Genomic DNA, 16,368 nt, shown 5'->3' on the forward strand with positions numbered 1-16,368 from the left:
ACTGTAAAATAAGAGTAAGTAGGAGTTTTGCAAAATGAGTGCGGAAGATATGGGCGATCGCGAAAACAATTTTCATCAAAACAATTCTCAAAATAGAGGTCTGCTAGGCTCGGGTTGGCGACCTTTTTATCGTCAATTTGATTGGGAACACCTGGTACATTTAGCGTCTAGCGACCCCCAAGAACTAGCTCAAAAAACTTTAGGTGCAGCTAGCGATATTGCCGACGCAATGGGACGACACCAATATACTTGGTGGGCCAATATTTTAAATGTATTTTCGGAAAATACTCGCTACGAAATTGATGAATTTTGGGATTACATTACTCCGCAGCCAGTTTACCCGGATTACCGCTACAAAGACGTTTTAGTTACCGAAACGCCTGTAGTGCAATTGGTCAGCCGCGCTAGCATTCCCATCGACTACGTTCTCAACAAGCTCCAAGAAATTACTGTTTTCAAAGTTCTGGCTTTGCTAGGGAAACCGGATACAATTACCCAGTCTTTTATGGAGCGACATTTTTCTTATCCCCCGGAGCGATTTGTTAGCTGGGAACGCTTGGAAGTTTTGGGTACTGTTTATGCTTCTTGGGCTCGATTCGGCTGCTGGCTACAAATTGACAGCTACGACAGGGGAAGACGCTGCTACACTCTAATTTGCCAAGATATTGCGCCACTCGTTAGCAAGGCAACTTATAATTTAGCGGTGATTCTGGGCGGGTACAAAAGCCGCGTCGGACAGGTTCACAGCCAGTTCCCAATTCGCACGTTTTCTGCGGAGGTTCAAAGTTTTACGGATACTGTTCAGCAGGCAATTTTGGATCAAAATCAGTTGGCTGTTTTGGTTAGTGGCGAACCGGGTACTGGCAAAACTGCTTGGACGCAAGCGGTAGCAAAGGAAATTTTAGTGCCGCTGGGTTATGTAATTTTTATCTTAGATCACGATGCTGTGGAAAATTTTGTGCCACCGAGTTATTTAGAGCGGATTTGTATTATTATCAATGAGGCTGATAATTTGGCTCAAGATCGATCGACTGCAGAAGCCCAACGTACTAACAAAACTGAACACATTTTGAGTTTGCTGGATGGAACTTTGTATCAAAGCGTCATCGACGAACACGGCATTCAATTTCAGCAAAAACTCGTAGTTTTGATGACTTGCAACACCACTGAAAGATTAGATCCTGCAATGTTACGGAAAGGGAGAGTGGATTTTACCAGTGAATTTACGCACAAATTTGTTTGAGCGCTCTCTTGCATTCTCAAGCTATCTGGCGATCGCACTTGCTACACGATCTCATACCATGTTCGATGTGGGATTTTCAATGAAAGAATTGGGAATGACTGAGGAAGCTCATGATTTGGATCGCGGGCATACAGTTGCATTCTTTTGGGGGCTTGTATAAAATACCGAACAATCACCAGGAAATCTTCTGAATATCAAGGTGTGGGGGACACTTTCTTGGGTACCTCTAGACCATTGCTGTCAACTATCGCCTAAAACCCTTTTTCTCTCTCGTTTTTTGCCTAGTCTCGCTGCCCTCTTGCGCCCCGGAATAGTCGGGGGAGACAAGAGATCACTCCAGTCCCCTCCGACTATTATTCGGGGGGCGCCAGCGCGATCTATGCCTAATCGTCAAACAGCAACCGGGCACTAGCTTTGGTCTTAAATTGACACTAATGCCTATAGACATATCCCCATCAAAAATGATATCAATGATGGGTGACACCCTCTAAGGGTATCGTCCGAGAGAGCAAATCAGGGAAAAACAGCATTTTTGGTCTCAAACAGAATTTTTCAAACTTGACAGCTATGGAGGAAATCCCAAACCGTGCAAACTAAGCCAGTTCAGCAAAAAAGTCAGGGACTGGGAAGGTACGTTGACGGGACTTTCCCGATCGCCCAACAACCCGCAGAGGCAACCGTGTCCGAGAGTAAAGACAGATTTCGGCGGTTTGTGGAGCGCTCCGCCGAAGCCGTGGCAATGGTAGATTGTGAAATGCGCTATCTGGCTGTTTCTCGTCGCTGGGAAACAGATTGCGGGTTGGGCGACGGCGAGGCGATCGGCCGATCTCATTGGGAACTGTTCCCGAATCTCCCGGAATATTGGCAGCAAAATGCCCAGGCTTGTTTGACGGGAGTTTTGGAATACAGCGAGTTTGTGGCAGGGCGATCGATCGCATCTGTATCAGGAAAAACCGCAAGTGGCTCTGTCAGCGAGTCGGTAAGATGGGTATTTCAGCCTTGGAAAAATAGCGAAGGTGCGATCGGCGGTTTGATTTTGTTGGCATCTAAGATAGGTGAGGCTCCTGCTCAAACCAATTGCTCTAATAAATTTCAGTCCGAGGTCAAAAGCAAGCAGTTAGGAACAATACCACAACTAACTCAAATTGCCCTCGAAAATGCTGCTGATACAATCTTTTTTAGTACCTCCGACGGTCAAATTTGCTACGCGAACAAAGCCGCTTGCCATCTTTTCGGCTACTCGGAATCGGAACTGCTAAACATGAGGGTTAGCGACATCGATTCGCATTTGCCAGCATCGGATTGGCGAGAACACTGGGCTCAACTCAAGCAGCAAACCAACCTCACTTTTGAAACCAGTTACAAAACCAAAGACGGCGCCAGTTTTTCCGTCGAAGTTAAAGTCAATTATTTAGAATACGGCGGCTGCGAATACCGCTGCGCGATCGCCCGCGACATTTCCGCTCGCCTCGCAGCAGAATCAGCGCTCGTAGAGGCGAAAGAGCAACTTCAAGCCGTTTTGGACGCCGTGCCGGGATTAGTTTCTTGGGTAAGTTCCGATTTGCGCTATTTGGGAGTAAACCGACATTTAGCTAGCGCTTATAAAATGCCGTCCGAACTATTTATCGGTCAAAAAGTAGGTTTTTTAGAGACAAGTCCCAAATTTAACGATTTAGTATACGATTTCTTTGCGAACCATAAAAAGAAAACATCTCAAGAAGTAACAGCGAGCATCAGAGGAGAAAATAAAACTTATCTAATAGTGGCTCAAAAATACCATAACAATACGGCGGCGGTATTTGTGGGATTGGATATTACAGAAAGCAAACAGTCTCTTTTAGCTTTGCAAGAATCCGAAGAACGCTTGCGACAACAAGCTGCTAAATTAGAGCAGACGCTGTTAATTTTGCAGCAAACTCAAACTCAACTGATTCAAACAGAAAAGATGTCATCTCTGGGGCAGTTGGTAGCAGGAATCGCGCACGAAATCAACAATCCAGTTAGTTTTATTTCTGGCAATGTCAGCCACGCCACTGGCTACATTCAAGAACTGCTGCGATCGATCGACCTTTACCAAAAGTATTATCCCCATCCAGTGCCGGAAATTCAAGATTTGATGGAAGAATTAGACTTAGAATTTATCAAAAAAGATTTGCCAAAACTGCTAAATTCAATGAAAGTCGGTTCGGAAAGGATTCGCGATGTTGTGCGATCGCTCCGCTTGTTCTCGCGTACCGACGAAGCCCAAATGAAGCCTGCTGATATCCACGAAGGTTTGGACAGCACTTTGCTGATCTTGCAAAATCGCCTGCAAGCTAAAGGGGGACGGCCGGGTATTTCTCTAGTTAAAGAGTACGGAGATTTGCCACGAGTTCACTGCTATGCCGGACACTTAAACCAAGTGTTCATGCACTTGTTGACAAATGCGATCGACGCTTTGGAAGAAGGGGGGAGAAATGCCGAAAATTCTGGTAAAATTAAAAATCAGTCTTACTTGTCTTCAGCCAGGTCGAGTTCTGAAATATTCAATCCCGAAATTCGGATTCGGACCTCCATGGTAGGGGAAAACGAAGTTGCGATCGCCATTAGTGACAACGGCCCTGGCATGACTGAAGAAGTCCTCGATTGCATCTTTGACCCTTTGTTTACTACTAAATGTCCAGACACGAGCACTGGTTTGGGTCTAGCCATATCCCAGCATTTAGTAGTAGAAAAGCACGGCGGTAAGTTGCACTGTATTTCGCGTCCGGGAGAGGGAACGGAGTTGATCATTAAAATTGCGATCGGCAACGATTAATTAGCTATTTACAAATAGGAAATAAGATGGTAATTGAGTGGCTAAAATTTAAAGTACCTCAAGAAAACTGGGAGCATTTTATTCAGCGAGATCAGGAAGTTTGGACGGCGGGACTAAAAAGTTTGGACGGTTTTTTAGGCAAAGAAGTTTGGGTAGATCCGGTGGAAAATGAGGTGGTGATGGTGATTCGCTGGGAAACTAGGGAGAAGTGGAAGTCTGTGCCACAAAGCACAATTGAGGAGTTGGATGCCAAAATGGGCGATTTGCAAATTGCGATCGCCGAAAGTCGCGAATATCAAGTTCGCAAGTTTTTGCATTAGTCATCAGTCATCAGTCATCAGTCATCAGTCAGCATTTAGGAACTCAACGATTGTGGGATTCTATACCGACAGTTCCAGAGTCAAGGTGCTTGTTTTTTCACCGACTTTTGGAGTGCTTATCAGAGAGTTTTTCCAAAAAACAGACACCAATCAGTAGTCAAGGAAAGTGGCAAGACTTCCTATATAGAAAGATTTAACAATACGATGAGACAAAGAATATCTCGTTTAGTCAGAAAAACTCTTTCCTTTTCTAAAAAGTCTCCAATCATATTGAAGCAATCGGGTATTTTATTCATGAGTATAACGCCTGTTTATCTATAGAGTGAAAGCCTTATTTTTTCATGACTATCCAGGACTACCCACTTCCGAACTATAAAAACAAGTTATGTCATTGTTGGCGACAGAAAACCAGCCAGTAAAGCTCGCCAAATTGCTACAAAACGGACAAATATCATCATCAGATTTGCTAAACGCATTGCAATCTCTATCGCAGCGCGATCGAAAAACAGGAAAGTCTTTACACTTTGCCCCCTGTACTGAAGCAATATATCAAAGGGTTATAACCAAAATAGTCCTGGACGCATAAATACCAAAGAAACCGGGTTTTTTATCCAGTCTGCGGGCTGCGATGCGTCTTCTCGTAAAAAACCCGGTTTCTGAACCCCATGCGTCCAGGACTAATTTTAAGAAAGTTTTGCATAGAGAGCTGAAATAAAATTCACGCTTAAAAAGCCTACTCCTAGTACGAGAATGATAAAGATGGCGATACTGAAAATAGACTTTAGCCGATCGCCAATTCCAGGTTTTTCTGAGTTCATTGGTCAATTTTTACAGTAAATTTGCTCCGGGCCATTGAGAAATAGTAAATTATACCAATGCGCGAACAAAAAGGCAACTCCCGACAATCTCCAAACGACAATCTCCTCAGTAGGTCGCCTTTTGTTAACTTTTAATCTAAAATCTAAAATCTAAAATAGTCTTAGGCATTTTTCAGTTAGCCTGGACAGCTATTGTCGATCGCCCTCACCCCATGACCCTAACTCCTGTAAAATAGAGGGCGCGTTGGGGCGAACCTTTTAACAGCCGGAATTGGGCGCGATCGTCACAGGCTCCCAAATACATAATAATATGGCAGTCATCCTTAACTTACTCACAAAGGTAAAAATAGAAGAGTGCCAAGAAATAATCTAAAACATATAACTGAAAATAAGGATAGAAATCGATGCTCCACCCAGTCTCGCAACCTTACCCACAACGAGCAAATACTATGACCCAAAGAGCCGTGCGGAAGCCAAAACCCTCTGTTGCAAACCGCTTGAGACCAAGTTTTCCTCAAAGGCACTGGCTGGAGCTGGCAGAGTACGCCTCTCTGGCGGCCTCTGGTGTGGGTTCCCTGGCGGTGGCAGTGTCGGGCCAAGCTTTTTACGGGGTGGCTCCCCTAACTTTGGCTTTGTCGCTGAATGTTGCTAACCGATATCGCTTCGAGCAGCAAGTGCGGGTGCATCAAAATTCGGAAATGGCTCAAGTCCAAAAGTCTGTCAATAAAGTCGAAAAAACGGCGGTGACGGTAATTGTTAAATTACGCAGGCAGTTGTCTGCAGATATTGCAGCGCTGCGCCAGCAAATGGCGGTAATGCCTAGGGCAGAAGGCTTTGAGGATTCTCTCGACATTCAGCGGCAGTTGCTGAGTTTAGGAGAGTCGGTAGCTTCTTTGCAAGAAATCGTGGCGTCTGCTGTGCTCGATGTCCGCCAGCAGGTGAGCGAACAACTGCAAGATTTATCGGTTGGCCAACGGGCGAATCTCCAAGCTGTGGAACAGGCTATAGAGCAACTGCAAAGCGCGACGCAAGGCTTGGCAGAAACTTCTATCACCAGAGACGACTGGGAAGTAGTAAATACTCGATTTTTGGAAATCCAGAAAGTCATGGCCAATTTGCAAAGCCAATTGCAAGCTCCCCCGCACCAATCGACTGCAGATTTGTCTCTAGTCCAAGCTCAAATCCACCGTTTGGAACACGAGCAGCAAGAAGTTGTCAAACCTCATCTCAAGCGCTTAATCTCGGTTGTCAAGGAGTTGCAGCACACACAAGATAGTTGACAGTGGACAGTTGACAGTTGACAGTTGACATTAGTGATTAGTGATTAGTGATTAATCATGAGTCATGAGTCATTAGTCATCAGTCAGAAGGAAGATTTTTCGACTCAGAGATTCTGCGACTCACGCCCGATCGAGTCCAAATTTTTCGACAACTGTGTTACAAAATGAAAAGCTAATCTGTCTAGTTCACCTGTTTTCAACCTGTTACAAGAAAATTAAATGACTGCAACCTTAACTATTGCTGATAACCCGTTACTAATCGGTCAAGGATTGCCTCCATTTGACGCGATCGAACCAGAACACGTAGTGCCCGCTGTTACCCAACTGCTGACCGAACTAGAAGCCTCGCTAGCTGACTTAGAATCGTCTGTAGAACCGACTTGGAGCGGCTTAGTAGAACCATTGCAGCGACTCGGAGAGCGTTTAAATTGGAGCTGGAGCATTGTCGGACATTTGATGGGTGTGAAAAATAGCCCGGAATTGCGATCGGCTCACGAAACAGTGCAGCCGGAAGTAGTAAAATTTTGGAGCAAGCTCAGTCAAAGCAAACCGCTTTATGAAGCTTTTAAAGCGCTGCGGGCTAGCGAAAATTGGGATAGCTTAGAGTCAGCTCAAAAGCGAATTGTCGAAGCCGCTCTCCGAGACGCCCAACTCTCCGGCGTCGGTTTAGAAGGCGAGCAAAAAGAGCGTTTTAATGCCATTCAATTAGAATTGGCAGAAATTACTACCCAATTTTCCAATCACGTTCTCGACGCTACCAAAGCATTCAGTATCACCCTCACAAACAAAGACGAAATTGACGGTTTGCCGCCGAGTTTGTTGAGTTTAGCAGCTCAAGCCGCTCGCAGCGCCGGCGAAGAAAATGCGGATGCCGAAAACGGCCCTTGGCGGATTACTTTAGACTTTCCGAGTTACGGCCCTTTCATGCAGCACAGCACCCGCCGCGACTTGCGCGAAAAGTTGTACAAAGCTTTTATCGGCAGAGCAAGTAGCGGAGAATTGAATAACTGGCCGTTGACCGATCGCATTTTAGCTTTGCGCCAGGAAAAATCTGCTTTGCTCGGGTTTAGCAGTTATGCCGAATTGAGCTTGGCGAGCAAAATGGCTCCCGACGTTACTGCAGTGGAAGCTTTGTTAGAAGAATTGCGCCAGGCTAGTTATGATGCTGCTGTCAAAGATTTAGAAGATTTGAAAGCTTTTGCTGCCGAAAAAGGCGCACCGGAAGCTGGAGATTTGAAGCACTGGGATATTGGTTTTTGGTCGGAACGGCGCCGGGAAGAAAAGTTTGCTTTTAGTGCCGAAGAATTGCGGCCTTATTTTGCTTTGCCACAGGTATTAGAGGGGTTATTTGGGTTAGTAAAGCGGCTGTTCGGCGTGACAGTAACTGCTGCGGACGGTCAAACTCCTGTGTGGCACAAAGATGTGCGCTATTTCCAAATAGATGATGAAGCAGGAAATACGATCGCCAATTTCTATTTAGACCCCTACAGCCGCCCCGAGGAAAAGCGCGGCGGTGCTTGGATGGACGAGTGCGTAGTGCGCGCTAAATTTGTCGAAGCAGGCAAAACAACTACGCGGTTGCCGGTGGCTTATTTGGTGTGCAACCAAAGTCCTCCGGTTGACGGGAAACCGAGTTTAATGACTTTCTTGGAAGTCGAAACTTTGTTTCACGAATTCGGTCACGGTTTGCAGCATATGCTGACAACGGTAGACTATCCGGGGGCTTCGGGCATCAATAATGTTGAGTGGGATGCGGTGGAATTGCCCAGTCAATTTATGGAAAATTGGTGTTATGATCGCGCGACTTTGTTCGGGATGGCAAAGCATTACGAAACCGGGGAAACTTTGCCGGAACACTACTACCAAAAACTGCTAGCAGCGCGCCACTACATGAGCGGCACCGTCATGCTCAGGCAAGTACATTTTAGCAGCGTTGACATCGAATTGCACCACCGCTATCGATCGGGCGGCAGCGAAACTGTGGCCGATGTCCGCAACCGTATCGCTAAAACTACCACTGTTTTGCCTCCTCTGGAAGAAGACGCATTTTTGTGCGCTTTTGGACACATTTTTGCGGGCGGCTACGCGGCGGGGTATTACAGTTATAAATGGGCGGAAGTGCTCAGCGCTGATGCTTTTGCGGCGTTTGAGGAAGCGGGTTTGGAAGATGAAAGTGCGATCGCCTCTACAGGCAAGCGCTTCCGAGATACAGTGTTAGGATTGGGCGGCAGTTTGCACCCGATGGAAGTGTTTAAAACTTTCCGGGGACGCGAACCGAGCACTAAAGCTTTGTTGAGACACAGCGGTTTAGTTGCAGCTTAATTTAAGTGTGGAATAACTGGGGATTAATGCGGCTGAATTTATCTGCATTAATCCCTGTTTTTTGTTAACCAAAATTTACGCATATCCTGTATGCTTAGGGTGCGGTGTGCATGAAGTCTTACCGCTATAATTTATATCAAATCAGGTAGCATCGGAATTATTCATCTCTCTGTTCTCTGACTCTGTGTTCTCTGCGGTTTAATCATTCCAATTCAACCGGAATTCATCTCATGCGTAAAACCCCTTTATGCCTAACTTTTGCTGAATTCAAAATATTTGTAGTAAAAACTAAAGTGCTCATATTTTTCTACTAATTCCCCCAATTATTGCAACATATAATCCTGCGACCATCTGTAGGGAAACGGCACTGCCGTGTCCGGCGCGAGACTATGCAAGTTTTCATATTTGTTAGAAAATTGATAATTGTAGCCACACTTTTTTATTGGTATTAATAACACTAAAATTTTCACTACAAACCCATTTTATTGTAGAACATCATGCAATAAAAATCTGTAGTTTGGCACATCATCCCCCATTTTTTGGTGAAAAATCGGGCATAAAGTGCGATCGCCAGCAGCTTTTAGTTGAGGTTGGAAAGCTCCTCAAAGCAGCATCAGTCTCAATACTGTTAGTATAGACTTCGATTTGGGAATATTTACTGTTATTGAGCACTGATTATACTCTAATTACATTTCGCGGAAATTAAATTTATATTTCGCAACATTTACGGGTTGTTTTCTTTATACAGCTAATGCTTTTATTTGCAAATAAAAATCGACGCTTTTACCGAATCTTTAAGATAGAGTGGCAACAGCGAGTCTTTTTTAAATTTTTGATAAAGCACGGGGTACTCGGCGTCAAAAGGGTGAAAATTTTAGGTAGAAACTAAAAAACTTAGTTGGGATTAATTTGAGGATTCTCAGAAAAAATCTTTGTATATTATATGATCAAAAGTAAGGATTGATAGTCAATCGTTCACCTACAGATTAAGAATTTCATGGATATTCAATTAATTAATATCGGTTTTGGTAACATTGTGTCTGCTAATCGAGTGATTGCCATTGTCAGTCCCGAGTCAGCGCCAATTAAGCGGATTATTACTGATGCGCGGGAGCGGGGACAACTGGTAGACGCAACTTACGGCCGCCGCACGAGAGCGGTAATTATTACAGATTCGAGTCACGTCATCCTCTCGGCGATTCAGCCGGAAACGGTTGCTAATCGTTTTGTGATCAGCAAAGACGGTCAAGGTCGGGATGATTGAGGTTGGTCAGTTGCAATTTGAGCGCTTACGGTCTAAAGTAAGCGGAAACTTAAATTGTTACACGTTTCTATTCTAAAAATGAAATCCGGTAAATTAATTGTTCTGACGGGGCCTAGCGGTGTGGGGAAAGGCACCTTAGTACGATCGCTCCTCAATCGCCATCCCGAATTGTATCTTTCGGTATCGGTGACAACTCGATCGCCCCGTGAGGGAGAAATTGAGGGACAGCATTACTATTTTGTCAGCCGCAGCCGTTTTGAACAAATGGTTGAGGCTGGAGAGTTGGCGGAATGGGCTGAGTTTGCCGGTAATTTTTACGGTACTCCTTATTTTGGTCTCAAGCAAGGAATTGGTGAGGGAAAATGGGTAATCCTCGAAATTGAGTTGGAAGGGGCTAGGCAAATTAGGAATAAGTTTGCAGAGGCGCTGCGAATTTTTATTTTACCTCCTTCTTGGGAAGAATTGGAGCGGCGGCTGCGGAGTCGCGGTCAAGATTCCGAAAGTGCGATCGCCCGTCGGTTGGTGCGGGCTAAAGAGGAAATTGAAGCAGCAGGGGAATTCGATTTCCAAGTGGTTAATGACGAATTGGAAGTTGCTTTGAAAAAGCTAGAATCAATACTTAATTTGGTTGAGCTTTCAGGTAACTAATGACTAATTACCCATTTCTGCGTCCTGGCTAAAACTTCGCTACTTTGTTTGATAGCAACACAAACTTTTAAATTCAATTCCACCATACTCAATGAAGGCGAAATTTTCCTCAACGGTTCAATTTCGCGAGCAGAACAGCCCAACATTTCCATATAAGCTAGCGTCCAGCCAATAGCTGGAATATCGCCTACATTGCCTTCTCCGGCGCAAAGGTAACAACCCAATTCGCCCTCCGGCCCACACTCAGGACAAACCCAGTTGCCCAGGTGTGAATGGGGCAGATTTGTGCGGGAGGCGGATGCAATTGTTAATGCTTTAATATGATTTTGAACTACTTGTTTAAAACCTCGGTTTTGGTTGCTGCGCTGGTCGGAATGTGTGTGCGATCGCCCGATTGCTACTGCTTGCTGTTGTGGCGCAGCAAGAGATGCTGTTTCGTTCTCCCTGGTTACTCTAGATTCGCCTAGGTTCGCAGTTAGCTGAATACCATAGTCTTTGGACTCCGCAGTCTGAGAGTGGTTGAGTGCGCTGGAGGAATCGGGTTCGGAAGTTGTGAAGGATTGTTCTATGCGATCGGCAAAATCTTGCATTGAGAGGTGATGTTCGATCGCCAAAGACCAAGTTCTTTTATGTCGGAGGTCGCCATATTTTCTGGCTTCTTCCTCAGTAATGCCGATCGCCGCAGCCTCTTGGCGCAGCACATTCATCGAAGTCATTGTATCTGATATCATTAGTTTGTTTGCAGTTAAATTTACGATTGCCCGCTCAGCCTACAAATAAATTACCTTAGATATACTACAATAGTCCGGACTATTTTGAGATCCTACTCGGAAACCCTTGATTTTCCGTTAGCAAGTGGATTCTGCACTCGCCCTTAAACCCTTATTTTACCCTTGCCAATCGCACACTGTCCGAAGCATTGATAGTAGCCTAAATCTAAAATCTAAAATCTAAAATCTAAAATTGGATGACTTCAATTCTTCCCGATACAGCTTTATCTGTTGCCGGACTAACATCATACCTGCAAGACTTGTTAGAGGGCGATCGCAACCTGCAATCAGTTTGGCTGACAGGCGAGGTGTCGAACGTTTCGCACCACCCCAGCGGCTGCTTTTTCACTCTGTGCGACACCGACAAAAGCGCTGCTATTCGCTGCGTAGTGTGGAATTCTCAGCGGCAAAAATTGGTGCAAATCCCGGAAAAAGGAGAACAGTTGCTGGTTTTAGGAAGCATCCGGGTTTACAAAAATCGCGGCGAGTACCAGTTGACTGTTGTGCAATCGCTACCGGCTGGGGAAGGATTGCAGGCTTTGCGGTTGCAGCAATTGCGATCGCGCTTGGATGCTGAGGGTTTCTTCGATCCCGCCAGAAAGCGCCCGATTCCCGCACACCCACAAATTGTGGCCGTGGTGACATCCGATACCGGCGCTGCTTGGGGAGACATTCAGCGGACTCTAGCTCAAAGATATCCGGGTTTGCAGGTGTTGCTATCGCCGACAGGAGTGCAGGGAGAATTGGCTGCTGCTGCGATTGCTAGGGCGATCGCCCGTGTAGAATTGGACGGTAGGGCGGATGTGATCATTTTAGGGCGGGGCGGCGGTTCTGCGGAAGATTTGGCTTGTTTTAATGATGAGAGAGTTGTCAGGGCGATCGCCAATTGTGCGATTCCAATTATCACCGGTATCGGGCACGAAAGAGACGAATCTCTCGCCGATTTAGTAGCAGATAAACGAGCCCACACTCCCACTGCGGCGGCCGCTCAAGCTGTACCCATTTTAGCAGATCTTTACTTTGAACACAAGCAAAGAATGCTCAATTTAGCAAGTGCTGTGCGGGCCAGATTTCAGACAGAAGAAGAGCATTTGCAACTGTTACAAAATCGATTAAAACGCTTACCTGCGACATCCCAAACTTTGCGGCAAGCAACTGGTAAACTGGAAGTATTGCAAGAAAAATTATCCGCACTGAATCCGGCAGCGGTATTGCAAAGGGGTTATGCCGCGGTAATCCAAAGTGACGGTACGATCGTCCGCACAACTGACGGTTTGGAATTGGGAGAGGAATTGACTGTGAGGTTGAGTCGGGGCGTGCTGAAAGTTAAGATTGTAGAAGTATTGGATGCAGAAGAAAAGTTATGATTGATTCGCAGTTGCGCCAGTCTGACTGGAATTATGAGGAAACGGTCGATCGAATTGAAGCGATTATCGATCGGGTGGAATCGGGAGAGTTGCCTCTAGAAGAGGTTTTCGAGCAGTTTGGGGTGGCTGTGGAGTGTTGGCAGGAGTGCGAAAAATTTTTGGCGCGGGGGAAGGAACAGATGGATTTGTCGATCGAGCTTTTGGCTGCGGAACCCGATTTTTAAGCGCAGGTGAACTACGAAAAGACGCGTTGCAGCCGAAAGATTCGGTAAAAAACCCGGTTCATTCAGCCGCAGTGCGTAAGTCTTGTCAATGCAAACCCTGACAAATAAACCCCGCCCAATAACTCAAATCATCAAAAGGATTTGACATAGTGTAAATATTTTCTTTCAAACTTTCATATCCTTTCTTCTGTTTCTGAATCTGATTCTCCCGCTTCGTTATTTTCTTCAACTCCGCCCCCAACTCCTTAAACTCATCCGTCCCCCTATTGTAGGATTTATGCCGCAATTTTAACTTTTGTTTTTCCTTTTGAACCACAGCAAATTTTGACTTTAAATCCCCAATAATTCTCTGAAGCAACGGATCGATTTGCGGTTGATAAAGCTCTTTCAACTCCGCACCCGAAATTGTCCGCAACCTCACCTGTGCCCGCCACAAAGCCTCTGGACGACTCAAACCTTCCCGACGATACTGATAGTAAAAAATCGCAAACAACGAAGTAGCAAAATCATCCACCGCCCACAAAGTGCTGACCACACTCCGAGCTCCCGCACACAAAAACCCCGTTCCCAAACTAAGAAGATTATCCGTAATTTCCGTCCCTGCTAAATTAGTTTCGCAGCAGGACATAAACACATCGGATAACTGCGGCAAGCGCCAACCAGGTGTCATCAATTCCCCTAATGTGATACTCCCATCTCCTAAAAACAATCGCGATTCTAAAGGATTGTCCAAACGCGAGACAGCGTGGTGACTGGAGTGGATTACATTCACCTTTTGGGCGAGGTTTCGATAGGCTGCGACTGTTGCTTGTTGACTTCCTTTTAAGCGCTCAGGTTTGGTCACAATTTCGGCAATTTGGTCGCACTCAAAAGGAGTAAAGTACAAATCATCAGTGGCATTTTCCACAATTCCGTATTTGGGCGATTCGATGGTTTCGTCTTTACTGCAATACTCCAAAATTCTGCAACTGGGAACGTAACGAATCAGGAAATAATCGCTAAGAACTGTCCCCAGCCTACCCTTGCTAAGGGGGAGTTGGGAGGGTTCTATCGGCAATGCCGCCAGCGGAATCTGATGCAAATACAAATGCGGAATCACAATCAATTCCTCAATCCCATCCAAACAATTACCAATCAACTCATCAACTTTCAACCGCCGCGACAACTGAGACAAAAACTCGCCCATCCCCTGTTGCCAAATTTTCCGATCCTGCAAATAAGGCGACAACCAACTCTCAAAAATCCACTTCTGAAAATTTCCCAAACCCTCTCCCTGACAAGTGTGAATCTGCGGCGCTTTATCCTTGTAAATCACAAAAACATGACTGTCATCAGTCGTGGTATAAAAACAAAGAATAGCCGTCTGCGAATTGTCAATGAGTTGCTGCATCGCCGCAAACTGCATCGGATCGACTTGAACTTGTCCCGCTAAAACCGGATCTAAACGGCGGATGTTTTCCCAGATTCGCTGTTTCTGGGCTTCCAATTCTTGAATCTTCTCCGTGTAAGCAGACAACTCTGCCCGACTGCGCGACTGACTCCCCACACAGGCTAATTCTTTATTGCCTTGAGAAGGTTTGCGGAGTTGTTCAACTTCTGCGTCAATTTCCCGCTGCTTCGCCTCAAATTCCTGCAAATATTTTTGCACGGCGGGCGGAATTTGGCCGCTAGCATACAAATCATTGCTGTGCATTAAATCGACTAACCGCTGAGCACGGGTTCTGTCGCAGTATTCTATGGCTTTTTCCAGTTGATTGCTGTTGACGCAAGCTTGAATTGCCTTTTCGTAAACATCGATCGATCCTGCTAAAATCTGCTGGCGGATATCGTCGGAAGTTGCCCAAATTCTGGTTTTTTCTACTGCTTGAATTGCTTTCTCAAATCCTTCAAGCGCGATGTCCCAAAAACCAGCAGTGAAAGCGGTATTGCCGAGGTTTCTACCTGATTGCAAGCAGTCTAAAGGGAAAGCAGTAGGAGTGCGAATTTCTAATGCTAAGCGAAAACAGGCGATCGCATCTTCTATATTCTTTGCCCTGGCTCCTTCTGTGTCACCATAGGCAGTACCCAAATTGTTTTGAGTCATTGCCCAATCTTCGGGATAATCCTCGCGAGTATAGACATCTAAAGCTAGCAGATAACAGGCGATCGCATCTTCTATATTCTTTGCCCTGACTCCTTCTGTGTCACCATAGGCAGTACCCAAATTGTTTTGAGTCATTGCCCATTGTTCGGGATAATTCTCGCGGGTACGGACTTTTAATGCTTCCCGATAACAGGCGATCGCCTCTTCAATATTCTCTGCCCTGACTCCTTTTATTCTCTTACTATAGGCAATCCCAAAATTGTTTTGAGTCAATGCCCATTGTTCGGGATAATTCTCGGGGGTACGGACTTTTAATGCTTCCCGATAACAGGCGATCGCATCTTCTATATTCTTTGCCCTGACTCCTTCTATTCTGTCACTATAGGCAGTCCCCAAATTGTGTTGAGTCATTGCCCATTCTTCGGGATAATTCTCGCGGGTATAGACTTCTGATGCTGCGCTATAACAAGCAATGCCTATTTCTAAATTCCATGCACGCCGCCCCAGGGGAAACTGAGAAATTAAGTTGCCAAAATTGCCAATAACTGCTGCTAGTGATGCAGCTTCTTCTGAGGTAACTTCTGTAAATCTGGATGTAGCCCAAGCTTGTAAGATTCGAGCAAAATTTAAATCCAATTTATCGAAGTTTTGTTGTAAAATAGGATAAACAACTTGAGGATTTCTGTCACTTTCCATCGTTGCTTGCAACACCTCCCCCAAGAAAAATAAATACTCTTCAGGAGTTGCTGTACTGGTGACATAATTTGCCAAATGTGCCGCTAGATTCTGCAACCAAGCTGCCTTGAAGTTGCCCTCTGCTGCCATCTTCTCCGCTTCCGCTGCCATGACTTGCACAAAATTGGCATCAACTAAGCCTCGATTGGCGTTGATAATATCATTTACTGTACCGCTAGGGCACTCAACCAGAGCTTGAATCAGTTCGAGATAGGCGGCGAGGCGTTGTTCGTCCATTAGAGTTTACCTTTCATTCTGTAGATATATCGATCGGCAATTTGGGGGAGAATTATGCAGATTCCTGAAAAAGGCTAGATATTTGTCTTTGGAATGTTGTATGGGCGGTTTCACCAACCATCAGCGCCAAAAACAAACTCGAAAACCCGCCCCCACCCCATGCAAAAAACCCAAAAACGCAATATTTTAATTGTTTTTTCGTATTGATGACTTGTAGGGGCGGTTTTTTTTAATTTTTGATTTCTATCAGATATAGTTAG

11 protein-coding genes and 2 pseudogenes are annotated in these 16,368 nt (G+C 45.4%); 11 read left to right on the forward strand and 2 right to left on the reverse strand.

What is annotated here, in order from left to right:
- Positions 1–34 precede the first annotated feature (34 nt).
- The 9 genes and pseudogenes from QUA42_RS20560 to gmk all read left to right on the forward strand — a co-directional run bounded on the left by QUA42_RS20560 (position 35) and on the right by gmk (position 10,692).
- Complete coding sequence (locus tag QUA42_RS20560; protein ID WP_333062691.1) at positions 35–1,243, forward strand: AAA family ATPase; 1,209 nt, start codon at positions 35–37, stop codon at positions 1,241–1,243.
- A 586-nt stretch (positions 1,244–1,829) separates the two neighbouring features.
- The gene (locus tag QUA42_RS20565; RefSeq protein ID WP_333139601.1) at positions 1,830–4,040 is read left to right on the forward strand and encodes a PAS domain S-box protein; all 2,211 of its coding nucleotides are present in this window, start codon (positions 1,830–1,832) and stop codon (positions 4,038–4,040) included.
- Positions 4,041–4,066: 26 nt separating this feature from the next.
- Positions 4,067–4,360 (forward strand): TIGR03792 family protein, encoded by a 294-nt coding sequence (locus QUA42_RS20570; RefSeq protein ID WP_333139603.1) that lies wholly within the window; start codon positions 4,067–4,069, stop codon positions 4,358–4,360.
- 50 nt (positions 4,361–4,410) lie between these two features.
- A pseudogene (locus QUA42_RS20575) lies at positions 4,411–4,686 on the forward strand (IS1 family transposase); the annotation flags it as partial.
- 50 nt (positions 4,687–4,736) lie between these two features.
- Positions 4,737–4,923, forward strand: a pseudogene (locus QUA42_RS20580) (ATPase); the annotation flags it as partial.
- A 704-nt stretch (positions 4,924–5,627) separates the two neighbouring features.
- Positions 5,628–6,458, forward strand: a complete 831-nt coding sequence (locus QUA42_RS20585; RefSeq protein WP_333139605.1) for a hypothetical protein — start codon at positions 5,628–5,630, stop codon at positions 6,456–6,458.
- A 219-nt stretch (positions 6,459–6,677) separates the two neighbouring features.
- A complete protein-coding gene (locus tag QUA42_RS20590) occupies positions 6,678–8,780 on the forward strand; it encodes a M3 family metallopeptidase (protein WP_333139607.1) in 2,103 nt (700 codons plus the stop codon).
- Positions 8,781–9,777: 997 nt separating this feature from the next.
- Positions 9,778–10,044 carry an extracellular matrix/biofilm regulator RemA gene (gene remA / locus QUA42_RS20595; RefSeq protein ID WP_006632566.1) on the forward strand — a complete coding sequence of 89 codons (267 nt, stop codon included), beginning with the start codon at positions 9,778–9,780 and terminating at the stop codon, positions 10,042–10,044.
- 78 nt (positions 10,045–10,122) lie between these two features.
- The gene (gmk, locus tag QUA42_RS20600) at positions 10,123–10,692 is read left to right on the forward strand and encodes a guanylate kinase (RefSeq protein ID WP_333139609.1); all 570 of its coding nucleotides are present in this window, start codon (positions 10,123–10,125) and stop codon (positions 10,690–10,692) included.
- Here the strand turns inward: gmk and QUA42_RS20605 are convergent.
- Positions 10,689–11,423, reverse strand: coding sequence for a hypothetical protein (locus QUA42_RS20605; RefSeq protein WP_333139611.1), 735 nt, complete (start codon positions 11,421–11,423; stop codon positions 10,689–10,691). The genes gmk and QUA42_RS20605 overlap by 4 nt on opposite strands.
- Before the next feature lie 236 nt (positions 11,424–11,659).
- Between QUA42_RS20605 and xseA the strand changes: the two genes are divergently transcribed.
- Both xseA and xseB read left to right on the forward strand, forming a co-directional pair.
- The gene (gene xseA, locus QUA42_RS20610) at positions 11,660–12,829 is read left to right on the forward strand and encodes an exodeoxyribonuclease VII large subunit (protein ID WP_333139613.1); all 1,170 of its coding nucleotides are present in this window, start codon (positions 11,660–11,662) and stop codon (positions 12,827–12,829) included.
- Positions 12,826–13,053: an exodeoxyribonuclease VII small subunit gene (gene xseB, locus QUA42_RS20615; RefSeq protein WP_242715540.1), complete on the forward strand. Its 228-nt coding sequence runs from the start codon at positions 12,826–12,828 to the stop codon at positions 13,051–13,053. The genes xseA and xseB overlap by 4 nt, the downstream gene beginning before the upstream one ends.
- Positions 13,054–13,138: 85 nt before the next feature.
- Here xseB and QUA42_RS20620 read toward each other — a convergent pair whose 3' ends face one another.
- On the reverse strand, positions 13,139–16,108 hold the full coding sequence (locus QUA42_RS20620; protein ID WP_333139617.1) for a CHAT domain-containing tetratricopeptide repeat protein: 2,970 nt from the start codon (positions 16,106–16,108) through the stop codon (positions 13,139–13,141).
- Positions 16,109–16,368: the final 260 nt, after the last annotated feature.

The organism is Microcoleus sp. Pol11C2 (assembly GCF_036701505.1).
Lineage (GTDB): Bacteria > Cyanobacteriota > Cyanobacteriia > Cyanobacteriales > Microcoleaceae > Microcoleus.